This window comes from Pseudomonas sp. B6(2017) (genome assembly GCF_002112765.1).
Lineage (GTDB): Bacteria > Pseudomonadota > Gammaproteobacteria > Pseudomonadales > Pseudomonadaceae > Aquipseudomonas > Aquipseudomonas piscis.
Window position 1 is genome coordinate 223,080 of record NZ_NEIQ01000008.1, and the last position, 15,251, is coordinate 238,330.

The window sequence follows — 15,251 nt, forward strand, 5'->3', positions numbered from 1 at the left end:
CCAGTGACGGGCAAAACCGCAGCAGGCATCGGCGTGCTGCGGACATGACCCACCCATGTATTGGAGTTTTGCATGAGCATTTCGATCTCTTACAGCGCGACCTACGGCGCTAATACTGTCGCCCAGTACCTGAACGACTGGTCGGCCTACTTCGGCGACGTCAACCATCGTCCAGGCCAGGTGGTCGACGGCACCAACACTGGTGGCTTCAATCCAGGTCCGTTCGACGGTACCCAGTACGCCATCAAGAGCACCGCCAGCGACGCGGCCTTCGTCGCCGATGGCAACCTGCACTACACCTTGTTCAACCAGCCGAGCCATACCCTGTGGGGCTCGCTGGATACCGTCTCCCTGGGTGACACCCTCACCGGTGGCTCGGGCAGTAATTACAGTCTGGTCAGCCAGGAAGTCAGCTTCAGCAACCTGGGCCTGAACAGCCTGAAGGACGAAGGCCGTGCGGGCGAAGTGCACAAGGTGGTCTACGGCCTGATGGGCGGCGACAGCTCGGCGCTGGCAGGGGAAATCGACGCACTGCTCAAGGCGATCGATCCGAGCCTGTCGGTGAACTCCACCTTCGACGACCTGGCCGCCGCCGGCGTCGCCCATGTCAATCCGGCACCGGCCGCCGCCGATGTGGGCCTGGTGGGTGTGCAAGACGTGGCCCAGGACTGGGCGCTGGTCGCCTGAGAGCAGGCTTGAGGCAAAAAAAAGCGAATGCAGGATCGCTCCTCCATTCGCTGGCTTGACTCACCGCCGCCGTCCGAGTTGTCGAAGGCCAGGGCGGCGGCGGTGGCAAATTCTGGGGAGCGCCGCGGTGCCTGTCAACGTGCCGGGCGTGCCTCCTACCGCTCCATCCTGCCTGGGTGGAGGGCTACCTATCCGTTAATTTTCCACAGGACATCTGGATGAGCAGGCCGAACTCACTTGCCGCTTCCGAGACGCTGGCGGCCCTGGCGGCCTACAAGAACGGTTTCTTCAACATCGGCCTGTTCTCGGCGGTGATCAACTTGCTGATGCTGGCCCCGGCTCTGTACATGCTGCAGGTCTATGACCGGGTCCTGGCCTCGGGCAACCAGATGACCCTGCTGATGCTGACGCTGATGATCCTCGGCCTGTTCGGCTTGATGGGGGCCCTGGAGTGGGTGCGCAGCCAGCTGGTGATCCACCTCGGCACGCAGATGGACATGCGCCTGAACCAGCGGGTCTATGACGCCGCGTTCGAGGCCCAGCTCAAGGGCAGCACGCAGGCGGCCGGCCAGGCGTTGAGCGACCTGACGGCGCTGCGCCAGTTCGCCACCGGCAATGCCTTGTTCGCCTTCTTCGATGCGCCGTGGTTCCCGGCGTACCTGCTGGTGATCTTCCTCTTTCATCCCTGGCTCGGGTTGCTGGCCCTGGGCGGTGCGGTGCTGCTGGTGGTGCTGGCCTGGATCAACCAGCACATCTGCCAGGCCCCCCTGGCCCAGGCCAGCCAGTTGTCCATCGCCACCAGCCAACAAGCCAGCGCCAACTTGCGCAACGCCGATGCGATCGAGGCCATGGGCATGCTGGGAGCCTTGCGTGCGCGCTGGTTCGTCGGCCACCAGGGTTTCCTCGCCCAGCAGAACCTGGCCAGTGAAAAGACCGCGGCCATCAGCGCCTGGTCCAAGGGCGTGCGCATGGCCCTGCAATCCCTGGTGCTGGGCCTGGGGGCGTGGCTGGCGGTAGAGGGCCAGATCACCCCGGGCATGATGATCGCCGGTTCGATCCTGATGGGGCGGGTGCTCAGTCCCATCGACCAACTGATCGCAGTCTGGAAGCAGTGGAGCTCGGCGCGCCTGGCCTATGAGCGCTTGTCGGAACTGTTGCAGGCCCACCCTTCGCGGCCGCTGCGCATGAGCTTGCCCACGCCCAAGGGCGAGTTGAGCGTCGAGCAACTGAGCGCCTGCGCTCCTGGAAGCCGCCGGCCGGCCCTGGCCAATCTTGGTTTCAGCCTGGCGGCTGGCCAGGTCCTGGGGGTGATCGGGCCGTCCGGTTGTGGCAAGTCGACCCTGGCGCGGCTGCTGGTGGGGGCCTGGACCCCGCTGGCGGGCAAGGTGCGCCTCGATGGCGCGGACCTCGCCCAGTGGGACAAGCAGCAGCTGGGTCCGCATATCGGCTACCTGCCCCAGGACATCCAACTGTTCGCCGGCAGCATCGCCGAGAACATCGCGCGCTTCGGCCAGGTGGATTCGGACCTGGTGCTGCAAGCCGCGCAACTGGCCGGGGTGCATGGGTTGATCCTGCAATTGCCCCAGGGCTACGACACCCGGCTCGGGGAGGGCGGGGCCGGGCTGTCCGGCGGCCAGCGCCAGCGCATCGGCCTGGCCCGGGCCCTGTATGGCTTGCCGGCGCTGATCGTGCTCGACGAACCCAACTCCAACCTGGATGAGGCCGGCGAGCAGGCGTTGCTGCAGGCCATTGCCCAGCTCAAGCAGTTGCAGCGGACGCTGGTGCTGATCACTCACAAACCCAACGTGCTGAGCCTGACCGACCAACTGATGATCCTGCGTGAGGGCCAGTTGCAAGCCTTCGGGCCGACGGCGCGGGTGCTGGAGGCCAGCACCAAGGTCAAGGCCGCGCCACCGCCGGCGGCGCCGGCGAGCAACCCGGTGGCCAGCTTGAACATGAATTACCGCCTGGGCGTGGCCGGGGCAGAAGGTAAAAAGGCATGAAGGCATCTTTATCCACAGGCGCCACCGAGGGGACCGCGGCCCGCAATGTGCTGGTCCTGGATGACCGGCGCTATTCCCGGCTCGGGTGGTTCCTGGTGCTGGCGGGGTTCGCCGGTTTTCTCGGCTGGGCCGCCTTGGCCCCGCTGGACAAGGGCGTGGCGGTATCGGGCAAGGTCATGGTCTCGGGGCATCGCAAGACGGTGCAGCACCAGGGCGGGGGGATCATCGAGCGGATCGAGGTCAAGGAGGGTCAACGGGTCAGCGCCGGGCAGGTGCTGCTGCGGCTCAACGAAACCCCGCTGCGCACCCAGGTACAGTCGCTGCGCAGCCAGTACCTCGGGTCCCTGGCCAGTGAGGCGCGACTCGACGCCGAACGCAACGGCGCACACGAAATTCTCTTCGATCCGCAGTTGCAGGCCCTGGCGCAAGAGCCGGACGTGGCAGCCAGCCTGGCGCTGCAACGGCAGCTGTTCGAGAGCCGGCGCCAGGCCTTGGCCATGGAGCAGCAGGGGATGGCCGAGAGCATCGCCGGCTCCGAGGCGCAGTTGCGCGGGACCCGGGATTTCCAGGCCAGCAAGATCCAGCAGCGCCAGGCGCTGAACCAGCAACTGCAGGGGCTGCGGGAGTTGGCCCGGGACGGCTACATCCCGCGTAACCGCCTGCTGGACAGCGAACGTTTATACGCCCAGGTCGAGGGCTCGATCGCCGAGGACTTCGGTCGCATCGGCCAGTTGCAGCGCCAGGTTCTCGAACTGCGCCTGCGCATCCGCCAGTCAGCCGAGGATTTCCAGAAAGACCTGCGCAGCCAGCTGGCCGAGACCCGTATCCGTACCGACGATTTGCGCAACCGCCTGGCTGCCGCCGAGTTCGAACTGGCCAACAGCCAGGTGCGGGCCCCGGCCGCCGGGGTGGTGGTGGGCCTTGAGGTGTACACCGAGGGTGGGGTGATCAAGCCCGGCCAGCCGCTGATGGATATCGTGCCCCAGGACGAGCCCTTGCTGGTGGAAGCCCGGGTGCCGGTGCAACTGGTCGACAAGGTCCACCCGGGCCTGGCAGTGGAGTTGATGTTCCCGGCATTCAACCAGAGCACCACGCCGAGGGTGGCAGGGGAGGTGACTTTGGTCTCCGCCGATCGCCAGGTCGATGAGCGTACCGATGAGCCCTACTACAGCCTGCGGGCGGTGGTCAGCCCCCAGGGCATGCAGCAGTTGCAAGGCTTGCAGATTCGCCCGGGCATGCCGGTGGAAGCCTTTGTCCGCACCGGTGAGCGCTCGATGCTCAACTACCTGTTCAAGCCGCTGCTGGACCGGACCCACATGGCGTTGGTGGAAGAATGATCCGGTGCCGCTACCTGTTGCTGCTGTGCCTGCTGTTCGCTCCCGGTGCCCGGGCCTTGGGCCTGCTGGCAGCCTACGACCTGGCCTTGCGCAACGACCCGACCTTCCAGGCGGCGATCAAGGAGCGTGACGCCGGGGAGGAGAACCGCGCCATCGGGCGTGCCGGGCTGCTACCGAACCTGTCCTGGAGCTACAACAATTCGCGTAATCGCTCGCAGGTGACCCAGGAAACCCTGCGTGGCGATCTCACCAGCAATCGCGATTACCGCAGCTACGCCTCGACCCTGACCTTGCAGCAACCCTTGCTGGATTACGAAGCCTACGCACGGTTTCGCCAGGGCGCGGCCCAGGCGCTGTTCGCCGACGAGCGTTTTCGTAGCAAGAGCCAAGAACTGGCGGTGCGCCTGTTGGAGGCCTACAGCCAGGCCTTGCTGGCCCAGGAGCGCATCGAGCTGAGCCAGGCGCAGAAGCGGGCCTATGCCGAGCGCCTGCAACTCAACCAGCGGTTGCTCAAGGATGGCGAAGGCACTCGCACCGATGTGCTGGAGACCCAGGCCCGGCTGAGCCTGGCCCTGGCCGAAGAGATCGAGGCCCAGGACCAGCAGGATGCCGCCCTGCGTGAGTTGCAGGCGATAGTCGGGGAGCCGGTGCAGATCGACGAACTGGACCCGCTGACCCGGCAATTCACGATCCAGCCATTGCAACCCAATCGCTTCGATAGCTGGCGGGACTTGGCCATGGCCAACAATCCGCTGCTGGCGTCCCAGCAGCAGGCCCTGCGAGCCGCCGAATACGAGGTGGAGCGCAAGCGCGCCGGGCATCTGCCCAAGGTCAGCCTGTACGCCAGCAGCCGCCAGACCAGCTCCGACTCGGAGAGCTCCTACAACCAGAAATACGACACCAATACCATCGGCATCCAGGTCAGCCTGCCGCTGTTCGCCGGTGGTTCGGTGACGGCCTCGACTCGTCAGGCGGCCAGCCAGTTGTCCCAGGCGCAGTACGAATTGGACGCCCAGACCGCCACTACCCTCAACGAGTTGCGCAAGCAGTTCAACCTCAATATCAGCGCCGCAGCCAGGGTCCGGGCCTACGAGATGGCGGTGGACTCGGCCCAGGCACTGGTGGCCGCGACCCAGAAAAGCGTGCATGGCGGCGAGCGGGTCAACCTCGATGTGCTGGATGCCGAGCAGCAGCTGTTCGGCGCCCGCCGTGACCTGGCCGATGCCCGGCACGCCTATCTGCTGGCGCGTATCCAGCTCAAGTACCAGTCCGGACTGCTCAACGAGCAGGACCTTGCGCAACTGGCCGGCTACTTCCACCCCCTGGGCTGACCAGGGCCTTCAACAATCGCACCGCCCTACCCTCACTGCGGCCATGCGCAGCCTTCGGCAGCGGCACGGAAGCTTGGCCAAAATGACAACGGCCGTCATGAGGACGGCCGTTGGCGGTTTACTGCCTTATGATGCCAGCTCTCACTGGCATGCAGGTTTCATGACGCTGATTGGTTTTGGATAACCTACGGACTCTGCGTTCAGAGGGGTGCCATTCATGCGAATGTTCAGAAAACCGTTGGCGGCTAGTTGCTCTGTCAGCAGGCGGTAGCTGCCATCTGCAAACTTCAGTGTACTCCCGGGAACCAGCAGAAGCCTGTTTGCTTGCGTGTCATCGAGGAAGAAGCCAGGCCAGTTCCTGGCAATACCGTTTTGCCATGTGTTGTCTGTCAGATTGTGGGAGGTGACGAGAGCCAGACTGTCGTTACCCACATAAGCATCCCCGGGTGGTCCCATGAAAATCTGGGCTGGCGCTTGGGCACCGGAGATCAAGATATAACCCTGGAGTTGCGAATCATCAGTTCTTTGTTGTGGCTTGATCAGGACGGCAAACCCAATGACTTTGTTTCCTTCGTCAAGAAGACTGATGATCTTGCTTCTGGAAAACTGTCTGCGTGCGGGTGCCGGTAGCACTCCAGAAAATTGATAAATCTCACTCGTACAGGATAGTGGTACCTTCGACAAACTGATGGTGTTTATTTTTTTTGGTTTTTTCTTGCCCATGTATATCTCGTGCAGAGATGGGATTTTTGACCACGGGCCAAGTTTCTCCTCTCTGAGATAGTTTACTGTCTGGGGGAGAGAGTTTACCCAGTACCAATCCTCTTTGGCCGAGGGCCAGATAGCGTCAGCGGGCTGGACGAGAGGAGATATTCCAACAGATATGGCTGCTACAGCCTTGTTGAGTTCAATGTCAAATGAGTAGCTGTTCTTAAAGGTCAAAGCAGGATAGAGACCTACTGCGCCAATTAATGTCACACCTGCCAGTTTAAAAATATTTCCAAGTTTTTTATCTCTTAGAGAGTAAATCAGCAGGCAGATGATCAGTGCATAGGACAGTAATGAATAGGCGATATAGCGAGAACTAGACAGGGTTGCTTTGTACGAGTCGGGTCCTACTCGTACTGTCATGAGGATGGCTGCGGCCACTCCCGAAAGCAGGATGAAAACGCTCAAGATTCCGGCAAACAGTTTCTCGTCATCGGTAGTGCGGACTTCAGAGATTTTGAAACGAGCGACTATCAACCCGATCATGCAGTAGCAAGCAAGGCAGGCTGTGAAAACGAAAACCATAGCTCCGATTGCCAGAGCGGCTTTTTCGCCGATAATCCCCAAGAAGGGAAACAATATAGACGCAAAGTAGCCAAATAGAGCTTTTGAAACGCTAGCCAGCCCATCTATCGAGATTAACGATGCAAGGTTATCCAACTCCCCTCCAGGTTTGTAGAAGTAAGAGTGGATCATAGTCGCGGCCAGTGGCATCAATCCGGTGATGAACCGTATGGAGCCTTTGTACATCATCAAGTGTATGAGAATGAACAGAAGGGAGAATATTGGCCCAGATCCGTGAAAGGTAACGGCAATGCAGGAAATGGCCGTCACGATAGACAAATTGCAAGTCGAACTCTCTCGTAAGGACCGGATCAATGCCCATAGCAATACGATGTAACTGAGCCTGGATATTGCCAGCACTGCCTGAAAGGGAATCGTCAGGACCTGCTGGTCAGCAAGAGTCGTTGCCAATAGGGCAATAGCCCCTCCACCCAGGATAATGCCGTAGCTCGGAGCATGGACCTTTTTTGCCCAGATCAGAAAGCGCTGGGTGCAGAACAGAGCAAACGCTGCGATTGCAGCAAATGATACTATAGAAAGAATTACCTGATTGGCGCTACCGACATGATAGTCGATCCAGGCAAGAAGCATGACAACCGAGTGCGGATGGGCACCAAAGAAATTCAGTAAGTAATCAATGAACGACAGTTCATTGAAGTTGAGCAGCATGACACGATTCCAGACCGCCCATCCATCGACCAGAGGTGAGATTGACGTGTACTGAGCAGCAATGAAGATGTTTGTTGCTATAATCAGTAAAATAATCAAGTAATAGGGTTTATCCTTCATTTCAGTTGCTTCTCTTCAGGGTTGTATTTTTTCAGGCAACTGGAAAACAGGGTTTTCAAAACATCAAGGTTTCCCCTGAAAGCGGTAATTTTTGTCGGTACCTCGTCAACGGGGTACTTCCTGATGGCAGGAAGCTCTACGCATTTATATCCTAGTTTTGGTGCGCGATAGGACAAGTAGGCGAGCAGTTCGTATTTTGAAAAAATATCTCGGAAAATAGAAATTTCTGGATCTAGCAACATCTTTCTGCTGTAGGCCCGGAATCCTTGGGTGGTATCTGTCCACTTGAACCCAGAGGCCAGACTCAGGCAGGGCGCGTGAATGAAGCGAATCGCGAAGTCTCTAGATTTCGGTGTGTTTTCTGCAATGCCTCCGCTGATGAACCGAGAGGCTTGAACAAAATCCACTCCATCTTTCAGAGCGGAAATGAACCTGGGTATTGCTTCAGGATCGTCCTTGTTATTTCCATCGATGGTAACGATACCTTCATATCCCTGTTCCAGTGCGAAAGCGTAGGCGCAGCGAAGCTGGGCACTGAGCTTCCCAGGGCCTTTCTTCTCGATCAAGCCGCTGACACCGATTTGCTTCAAGGCCTCGAGTTCCAGCGATCCGTCCTTACTTCCGCCATCTACGATGATGATGTCAGCTATTTCTGAGATTTTCTGATCCTGCATTTTGCTCAAAAGATCTTTAATTCGTTGGCCTTCGTTAATAACAGGAATAACTACACACCAAGGATGTTGCCGGCCCTGCCACAGCAGAACCTCCATTGCAGGAACTTGCCAGGCTTCACGGCCTTCGATTGAAGTAACGGATGTCGTGTTCATAAAATTCAAACTACTCGATAAGTAATGAGTACAACCCCAGCGATTACCAGCAAGATGCCTGCGCCCGTACTCCAATGAAAAGGTTCTCGAAAGATCAAAACTGAAAAAAGGGCAACAGTAGCAACTGCTCCGGCAGTCAATACAGGATGGGCTACATTCAACGGTAAGCGGCTCAATGCGGCCGCATACAATAGGAACGCACCGCCGTAAAGTCCAAGTCCCAGCCAGAAGGGCCAGTTGGTCAGTGCAGACAAAGGGTCGGATATGGAGGGGAATTTGCGAGGGGGCATCATCGCCATTTTTACCAAAACACTTGCAGAGGCGTTAGCGGCGATACCTAGCAGTAATATCAGCCACTTCATTTCAGGTCCCCTTCAATCGAACGGTAGTATTGAGCCGCGCAGGAAAGCGCACGTTCGATGGATATGAGGTGAGGTTCCTCTTTGGTGGCTACCATCTCAATGGAAACCAGATGACCGGGCAGGTGCTTTGCTATCGCAGAAGCTATTGACTGGTGGTCGGAACCGCAATCGCCGAGGGGCAACAGCTCAGGTTCGCTTGCATGAACATGTCCGATCAGATGAGCGTATTCACCGAGTATGGCCTCGGCGTTTTCACCATTGATGAGCACCGCCCCGGTATCGAGTTGCATTTTTATAGAAGGGTGAGCAACGCCTTGTACTACCCGTGCCGTTTCTGCGCTGGTAGTCATGAAGTTGGCACCGTAGCAAGTCGGATTGGGTTCCAGGCAAATAAAAACACCGTGTTTTTGAGCGATGTCTCCCAGGCGCCTGAAAAAAACTACAGCAATGCTCATGGCCTGTTCATCGTCCAGTCCTGAGCGGTCCCGGTTTTTGGGCGAGCCAAACACAAGGCGTGTGGCTCCGAGACCTGCCGCGATGCGGCAAACTGCATCAAGATGATTGAGTAGAGCATCCTGAGAACTGCTTGTTCCAAACACATTCAGGCCTGTTGTACCGAACAGCAGTGCCTGCATGCCGGTGATGGCTATTCCGCGTTCAAGCCACCATTGCTTGACCTTTGCTATGTCTTGCGGAGTAGCAGAGGCAGGGTCGGGGAAATATTTACCAGGGGCAATGTCGATAGCGTCGATGCTGTACTGTGTCAGCTGATTTGCAATGACATGGTCTTCAGAAACATCCCAGGCGATATTTGAAATGGCGAGTCTCATGATGTCACTCCTGACTCGCTCTTTTGGGCCATCGTTTCCGACTGGGCATACGCGCGAATTGCCTGGATAGTTTCGCGTTTGCTGTACTGATGTCGACCTTGCACCCCGAATACGGAAGCATGGCAGGTTTGCATGTCGTAACGAGCAGGCGAGTTGGCCAACTCCTGATCAAATATTTTTCCAAATCCATCAAGAGCAACATCGGCCACACTGATTGGAGCCGCGGTAAGGTGAACCAGTTTAAGGCCTGCCTGCAAGGCAGTCTGGATGTCATACCAGAGGTTTACCATTGGATAGAATTGAAAGACACCACGGCTTTCAATTGCACTCAGGTTATTCTCGTTCAGGAAGTCAAATATCACGTTCTTGCGTAGCCCAGGGCCGACCAATCCGGGCAGACGGATGATCAAGTGTTTGGAAAAATTCTCTTCCACGAATTTTTCTAGAAGTCGGCGATGCAGGCCGTAAGCATGCAATCCCTCTTCATCGACAGTTGTGGACTCGTCCACCTCGATTGGACTCTTGAAGACATCGACGGTACTGATCAGGATGAAGGTCTTGCATTTGATCGTGCGCAGATGATCTATCAATGCATCAATTTTTTTTCGATCTTCCTCAGGTTCGCGGTTGGCAATCCACTTCTGAGCCGGAGCACCCGCACAAACCACGAGATCGAAATCATTACCTTCGATATCTTGAATGTTGATTGAGCGATAAAGAGCGTCAAAGTCTGTCTGCTTGAGGAGAGTACTTCCCACATAACCGGAAAATCCAATTAATGCCTTTGTCATCGTTACTCCTTCGAACCCTTGAAGTCTTCTGTATCGAGTTTCTCGAGTACGTCATAAATGTTGTCGATCTTGCCTCCCAGGACTGAGTAGCAGCCTGGCAGTTCAGAATGCTGTTCGAAAAGGATCGGACGCCCATCATCCCCTTCGTTTTTCACCAGAATGGTTTTAACTTCAAATAGCGAGTCGATGTATTTTGAGTTAAGAATAGACGGAAGATACCGACCAACATCTCTCAACATGCGATCTACTCGAGTTTCGCGAGCATAGCTGTTCAATTTTTGGTATGGGTCAACCCCAGGTTCGTCCTGCCAACTGAAGTGAGGAGTGTATCGGACATGGGAGAGAGTATGCAGGCCGCGGGCGGGGAACGGCATCATGGAAAAAAATGGCCCGTCCATGACAGTCACGGCAATATTTTCCAATGCCTCTGGAACCTTGATGAGGGCCATTTCGGTAAGTTCCTGCTTAAGTCCGCTCCGTGTGCCCGGATAATCTCCTAGGAACTGATTAAGGCCACTGTAGGTACAGTTGAAAATATAACGACACTCGAATGCATCCAGATGCCCGTCGTCTTTTTTTACCGCGACGCTCATATGGCCCCCAGGGGTTTTGGAGATGGCTGTCGCACGAGATTTGAAGTGTACCTCGACTCCGCTCTGCAGGAGTTCCTGCTTGGACCATTGCGAAAGTATTGTGGTGTCGAAGGCATATTCCTTGGTAACAAAAACTTCTTCAATAAGCCGAGGTTCGAATAAAGATTTCAGTTCAGTATTCGCTGGAGTTATTTCCGCACCTATTTCATTGCAGAAACGCTCGAACTGCTTTCCGGTAACCTTGGAATTTCGCCGGGCAATGGCGTACAGCTTGGTGAAATCCTGCTTGATGGCTTGAGGCCAATCACGCACGAATCTGGGTAAGTTGACACGGCTGCGAAACGCCGTTGTGAAACTCCTCGGGTAATGGTATCCGTTATGTACGCGCGCCTGATTGTTGTATGAGGCGCGGACCAGCAGGTCCGCTTCTCTTTCAAGTAGGACTACCCGGCGTAGACCTCGTTGTTTTGCGAGATAGATTGCTATTGCGGTTCCGTAGAAACCACCGCCAATCACCACAGCATCTATTATGGTTTTCCCCTGCGTCATATGCTGATCCGCTCGGAGACTCCAGAGCCGTTACTAGGGGGAAAGGCGACTTCTTCAATATTCAGTTTTTCACGGCGAGTCATGCGAGCACTCGTGAACTCTTGAGCCACGTGATAGGTCGGTCCTTCATTGGTAAGGCTTGCCATGTGTAGTATGTATTCGCCCAGAACCAGCAGGACCAGAGAAATAAGAAAAAACATGCCGGAATGTTGTAGCGACATACTGACCCAGCCTGGTGCTACATCGCTCTTGAAAAGCCCGATCGCTACGACGTATAGCGAGTAGATCAAGTTTGAGGCAGCACCGAAGAGAGACAGTGAAGTCACTAACCTCATAGGCGCTTGTGTTGTCGAGACAAGCAGGCGCATGCCTCTGTCAATGCTTTCCCCCAACCGTTTTGTATTCTCTGCAAGCGGCTTTGAGCTATATTCCATATTGACGCGTGAGAAGCCACCTGTGGCAGGAAGGTGTCGATAGGCGATGGCGGGTTGAGGGTGTTGAAGAATGAAGTTTATTACTCGCTTGCTGAGTAATCTGTATTGAGGCGCTTCGTTGGCCAGGTGGATGCCGTTAAAAGACTTATATAGGTGATTGAAAATTCCGCATGCCGCCCGATAAGCAAAGCTTTGCCGTGCTTTTTGCTTGTTTTTGGCAAATACTACATCTGCCCCGTCGAGTGCCTTGTCAAGCATTTCAGGAAGAAAACCGATATCTTCTACAAGAGGATCGATTACCGCCACAAAGTCACCCAGCGCATTCTCAAGTCCGACCCAGGATGCAGTATCGGTATTAACTTCCTTGGTCAGTGCATAGATTTGAAGGTTTGGCAGGCCCGCCTGGGCAGTTAAATCCTTCAAGACTCCGATGCTATCATCGTCAGAGGCATTATCGACGATAATCAACTCATAATCACTGACAAGCGAGGTCAGTTGCAACTCTGCATTTCGGAGAATGCTTTCAAGTCGGCTACCTTGATTACGGACGATATATACGACCGACAAGAAAGTAGGAAACAATGCCATTTGTGGTTTTCCTCCCGGCCCCGCGCGTCATGGCGAGAGTTGGCTTCATAGGTAAAGGGCAGATATTAAGCTGCTTAGAGAAACTAGTCATCATTAAGGGGCGGATTTCCCCCGACCCTAGGAATTTTCAGGTCCCTGGAAACTGCCGTCCGCTATCGTTCCAGTGTTCAGGGGCTGCCTTTTTAGGCCCGTGGCACCTTAGGGCATCGCCATGGGGCGAGGGAGACTTCAAGGGAGCGCTATACAGGGTGCTAGTACGTCAACTCTTGACGGGATGATGAAGCCGCAGGACTGCGATAAGCCGATAGCCAGAAATGAAAACGGCCGTCACGAGGACGGCCGTTGGTTGGGCAGCGGATCAGCGCCGGGTCAGCAGGACCCCGGATTCCATGTGGTGGGTCCAGGGGAACTGGTCGAACAGGGCGCAGCGCTCGATGCGGTGGGTGTCGTGCAACTGGGCGATGTTGGCCGCCAGGGTTTCCGGATTGCAGGAGATGTACAGGATGTTGTCGAAGCGTCGGGTCAGTTCGCAGGTGTCCGGGTCCATGCCGGCCCGTGGCGGGTCGACGAACACGCTGCCGAACTCGTAGCTCTTCAGGTCCACGCCTTGCAGGCGACGGAACGGCCGTACTTCATTGAGCGCTTCGGTCAACTCCTCGGCGGACAGGCGCACCAGGGTGACGTTGTCCACGGCGTTTTCGCTGAGGTTGCTCAGGGCGGCGTTGACCGAGGTCTTGCTGATCTCGGTGGCCAGCACCTTGCGCACCCGGGTGGCCAGGGGCAGGGTGAAGTTGCCGTTGCCGCAGTACAGCTCCAGCAGGTCATCCTGGCGTTCGCCCAGGGCGGCATAGGCCCAGTCGAGCATCTTCTGGTTCACCGTGCCGTTGGGCTGGGTGAAGGCGCCTTCGGGCTGGCGGTAGCTGAAGCTGCGACCGCCCACTTCCAGGCGTTCCACCACGTAGTCCTGGCCGATGACTTCACGCTTGCCCTTGGAGCGGCCGATCACGCTGACTTTCAGCTCGGCGGCCAATTGGCTCGCGGCCTGGTGCCAGTGCTCGTCCAGCGGGCGGTGGTAGCACAGGGTGATCATCGCATCGCCGGCCAGGGTGGTGAGGAACTCCACCTGGAACAGCTTGTGGCTCAGGGCGTGGCTGGCTTGCCAGGCGGCCTTGAGCTGCGGCATCAACTGGTTGATGCGCTGGCTGGCGATGGGGAACTGCTCGATCAGGATCGGCGTACGCTTGTCCTCCTGGGAGAACATCGCGTAGTGGCGCTCGCCGGCTTCGCGCCACAGGCGGAACTCGGCGCGCAGGCGGAAGTTCTGCAGCGGCGAATCGAAGACCTGGGGCTCGGGTGCGTCGAAGGGCGCCAGCAGGCCACGCAAGCGCGTGACCTTTTCCTGCAACTGGGTGTTGTAGCTTGCGGCGTCGAAAGTCATGCGGGGTAACCCAGCTTGATCACGAACAGGATCGACAGGATCACCAGGGGCGCGTTCAGCTCACGGGCACGGCCCGACAGCAGCTTGATCACGGTCCAGGCAATGAAACCGAAGGCGATGCCATTGGCGATGGAATAGGTGAACGGCATGGCCAGGGCGGTGATCACTACGGGAGCGGCGACGGTGATGTCTTCCCAGTCGATTTCCGCCAGGCCCGAGGTCATCAGCACGGCGACGAACAGCAGTGCCGGTGCGGTGGCGAAGGCTGGAACGCTGGCCGCCAGTGGCGAGAAGAACAGTGCCAGCAGGAACATGATCGCCACCACGATGGCGGTCAGGCCGGTGCGGCCGCCAGCGCTCACGCCTGCTGCGGATTCGATGTAGCTGGTGGTGGTCGAGGTGCCCAGCAGGGAACCGGCCATGGCCGCGGTGCTGTCGGCGATCAGGGCCCGGCCCATCTTCGGCATGTGGCCGTCCTTGCCCATCAGGCCGGCGCGCTTGGCCACGCCGATCAGGGTGCCGGAGTTGTCGAACAGGTCGACGAACAGGAAGGCGAAAATCACGCTTACCAGGCCGATGTCCAGGGCGCCCTTGATGTCCAGTTGCAGGAAGGTCGGGGCCAGGGACGGAGGCATCGAGGTCACGCCGCCGAACGGAGTAACGCCCAATAGGATGGACACCACGGTCACCGCGAGGATGCCGATCAGCACCGCGCCACGCACTTTCAGGGCTTCCAGGGCGACGATCAGGGCAAAACCCAGGGCCGCGAGGATAGGGGCCGGTTTGCTCAGGTCGCCCAGGTCGACCAGGGTCGACTCGTTGCCCACAACGATCTGCGCGTTATGCAGGGCGATCAGCGCCAGGAACAGGCCGATACCGGCGGCAATCGCCGAGCGCAGGGGCAGGGGGATGCTGTTGATGATCCATTCGCGGATGCGGAAGATCGACAGCAGGAAGAACAGCACCGCCGAGATGAACACCGCACCCAGCGCCACTTGCCAGGTATGGCCCATGTGCAGGACCACGGTGTAGGTGAAGAAGGCGTTCAGGCCCATGCCGGGTGCCAGGGCGATCGGGTAGTTGGCGATCACGCCCATGACGGTGGAGCCGATGGCCGCCGCCAGGCAGGTGGCAACGAACACCGCGCCTTTGTCCATGCCGGTCTCGCCGAGGATGCTCGGGTTGACGAAAAGAATGTAGGCCATGGCCAGGAAGGTGGTAACGCCCGCAAGTATCTCGGTGCGCACGTTGGTGTTGTGTGCCTTGAGTTGAAACAGCCTTTCCAGCATGTCTGCTCCCCGTGGCGCCGCCGGGCGCCGTGAATGTATCGACTCCAACAGCAAAGCACAGACTGCCTGAT

At 57.7% G+C, this 15,251-nt stretch carries 13 protein-coding genes; 4 read left to right on the forward strand and 9 right to left on the reverse strand.

Features of this window, described 5'->3' with window-relative positions; all coding sequences use genetic code 11:
- The first annotated feature begins 72 nt into the window (after positions 1-72).
- The 4 genes from CAG11_RS15800 to CAG11_RS15815 all read left to right on the forward strand — a co-directional run bounded on the left by CAG11_RS15800 (position 73) and on the right by CAG11_RS15815 (position 5,358).
- A complete protein-coding gene (locus CAG11_RS15800) occupies positions 73-687 on the forward strand; it encodes a heme acquisition protein HasA (protein ID WP_085597011.1) in 615 nt (204 codons plus the stop codon).
- Positions 688-905: 218 nt separating this feature from the next.
- Positions 906-2,690 carry a type I secretion system permease/ATPase gene (locus CAG11_RS15805; protein ID WP_085597012.1) on the forward strand — a complete coding sequence of 595 codons (1,785 nt, stop codon included), beginning with the start codon at positions 906-908 and terminating at the stop codon, positions 2,688-2,690.
- Positions 2,687-4,027: an HlyD family type I secretion periplasmic adaptor subunit gene (locus CAG11_RS15810; protein WP_085597013.1), complete on the forward strand. Its 1,341-nt coding sequence runs from the start codon at positions 2,687-2,689 to the stop codon at positions 4,025-4,027. The genes CAG11_RS15805 and CAG11_RS15810 overlap by 4 nt, the downstream gene beginning before the upstream one ends.
- Complete coding sequence (locus CAG11_RS15815; protein ID WP_085597014.1) at positions 4,024-5,358, forward strand: TolC family outer membrane protein; 1,335 nt, start codon at positions 4,024-4,026, stop codon at positions 5,356-5,358. The genes CAG11_RS15810 and CAG11_RS15815 overlap by 4 nt, the downstream gene beginning before the upstream one ends.
- Positions 5,359-5,499: 141 nt before the next feature.
- Here CAG11_RS15815 and CAG11_RS15820 read toward each other — a convergent pair whose 3' ends face one another.
- The 9 genes from CAG11_RS15820 to CAG11_RS15860 all read right to left on the reverse strand — a co-directional run bounded on the left by CAG11_RS15820 (position 5,500) and on the right by CAG11_RS15860 (position 15,180).
- Complete coding sequence (locus CAG11_RS15820; protein ID WP_085597015.1) at positions 5,500-7,479, reverse strand: hypothetical protein; 1,980 nt, start codon at positions 7,477-7,479, stop codon at positions 5,500-5,502.
- The gene (locus CAG11_RS15825; RefSeq protein WP_085597016.1) at positions 7,476-8,306 is read right to left on the reverse strand and encodes a glycosyltransferase family 2 protein; all 831 of its coding nucleotides are present in this window, start codon (positions 8,304-8,306) and stop codon (positions 7,476-7,478) included. The genes CAG11_RS15820 and CAG11_RS15825 overlap by 4 nt, the downstream gene beginning before the upstream one ends.
- Before the next feature lie 5 nt (positions 8,307-8,311).
- Positions 8,312-8,668 carry a multidrug efflux SMR transporter gene (locus tag CAG11_RS15830; RefSeq protein WP_085597017.1) on the reverse strand — a complete coding sequence of 119 codons (357 nt, stop codon included), beginning with the start codon at positions 8,666-8,668 and terminating at the stop codon, positions 8,312-8,314.
- Positions 8,665-9,498 (reverse strand): sugar phosphate isomerase/epimerase, encoded by an 834-nt coding sequence (locus CAG11_RS15835; protein WP_085597018.1) that lies wholly within the window; start codon positions 9,496-9,498, stop codon positions 8,665-8,667. The genes CAG11_RS15830 and CAG11_RS15835 overlap by 4 nt, the downstream gene beginning before the upstream one ends.
- A complete protein-coding gene (locus CAG11_RS15840) occupies positions 9,495-10,289 on the reverse strand; it encodes an NAD(P)-dependent oxidoreductase (RefSeq protein WP_085597019.1) in 795 nt (264 codons plus the stop codon). The genes CAG11_RS15835 and CAG11_RS15840 overlap by 4 nt, the downstream gene beginning before the upstream one ends.
- Positions 10,290-10,291: 2 nt before the next feature.
- Positions 10,292-11,431, reverse strand: coding sequence for an FAD-binding oxidoreductase (locus tag CAG11_RS15845; RefSeq protein WP_085597020.1), 1,140 nt, complete (start codon positions 11,429-11,431; stop codon positions 10,292-10,294).
- Positions 11,428-12,453 (reverse strand): glycosyltransferase, encoded by a 1,026-nt coding sequence (locus CAG11_RS15850; protein ID WP_085597021.1) that lies wholly within the window; start codon positions 12,451-12,453, stop codon positions 11,428-11,430. Before CAG11_RS15850 ends, CAG11_RS15845 begins: the two co-directional genes overlap by 4 nt.
- Before the next feature lie 358 nt (positions 12,454-12,811).
- Entirely contained in the window at positions 12,812-13,891 is a 1,080-nt protein-coding gene (trmA, locus tag CAG11_RS15855; RefSeq protein ID WP_085597022.1) for a tRNA (uridine(54)-C5)-methyltransferase TrmA, read from the reverse strand.
- On the reverse strand, positions 13,888-15,180 hold the full coding sequence (locus CAG11_RS15860) for an NCS2 family permease (protein WP_085597023.1): 1,293 nt from the start codon (positions 15,178-15,180) through the stop codon (positions 13,888-13,890). Before CAG11_RS15860 ends, trmA begins: the two co-directional genes overlap by 4 nt.
- Between the last annotated feature and the right edge of the window lie 71 nt (positions 15,181-15,251).

What these genes read in the sequence shown, in the direction of transcription:
- CAG11_RS15800 (WP_085597011.1), top strand. Translation starts at nt 73, where the DNA reads ATGAGCATTTCGATCTCTTACAGCGCGACCTACGGCGCTAATACTGTC.
- CAG11_RS15825 (WP_085597016.1), bottom strand. Translation starts at nt 8,306, where the DNA reads ATGAACACGACATCCGTTACTTCAATCGAAGGCCGTGAAGCCTGGCAA.
- CAG11_RS15805 (WP_085597012.1), top strand. Translation starts at nt 906, where the DNA reads ATGAGCAGGCCGAACTCACTTGCCGCTTCCGAGACGCTGGCGGCCCTG.
- CAG11_RS15830 (WP_085597017.1), bottom strand. Translation starts at nt 8,668, where the DNA reads ATGAAGTGGCTGATATTACTGCTAGGTATCGCCGCTAACGCCTCTGCA.
- trmA (WP_085597022.1), bottom strand. Translation starts at nt 13,891, where the DNA reads ATGACTTTCGACGCCGCAAGCTACAACACCCAGTTGCAGGAAAAGGTC.
- CAG11_RS15815 (WP_085597014.1), top strand. Translation starts at nt 4,024, where the DNA reads ATGATCCGGTGCCGCTACCTGTTGCTGCTGTGCCTGCTGTTCGCTCCC.
- CAG11_RS15810 (WP_085597013.1), top strand. Translation starts at nt 2,687, where the DNA reads ATGAAGGCATCTTTATCCACAGGCGCCACCGAGGGGACCGCGGCCCGC.
- CAG11_RS15840 (WP_085597019.1), bottom strand. Translation starts at nt 10,289, where the DNA reads ATGACAAAGGCATTAATTGGATTTTCCGGTTATGTGGGAAGTACTCTC.
- CAG11_RS15835 (WP_085597018.1), bottom strand. Translation starts at nt 9,498, where the DNA reads ATGAGACTCGCCATTTCAAATATCGCCTGGGATGTTTCTGAAGACCAT.
- CAG11_RS15820 (WP_085597015.1), bottom strand. Translation starts at nt 7,479, where the DNA reads ATGAAGGATAAACCCTATTACTTGATTATTTTACTGATTATAGCAACA.
- CAG11_RS15860 (WP_085597023.1), bottom strand. Translation starts at nt 15,180, where the DNA reads ATGCTGGAAAGGCTGTTTCAACTCAAGGCACACAACACCAACGTGCGC.
- CAG11_RS15850 (WP_085597021.1), bottom strand. Translation starts at nt 12,453, where the DNA reads ATGGCATTGTTTCCTACTTTCTTGTCGGTCGTATATATCGTCCGTAAT.
- CAG11_RS15845 (WP_085597020.1), bottom strand. Translation starts at nt 11,431, where the DNA reads ATGACGCAGGGGAAAACCATAATAGATGCTGTGGTGATTGGCGGTGGT.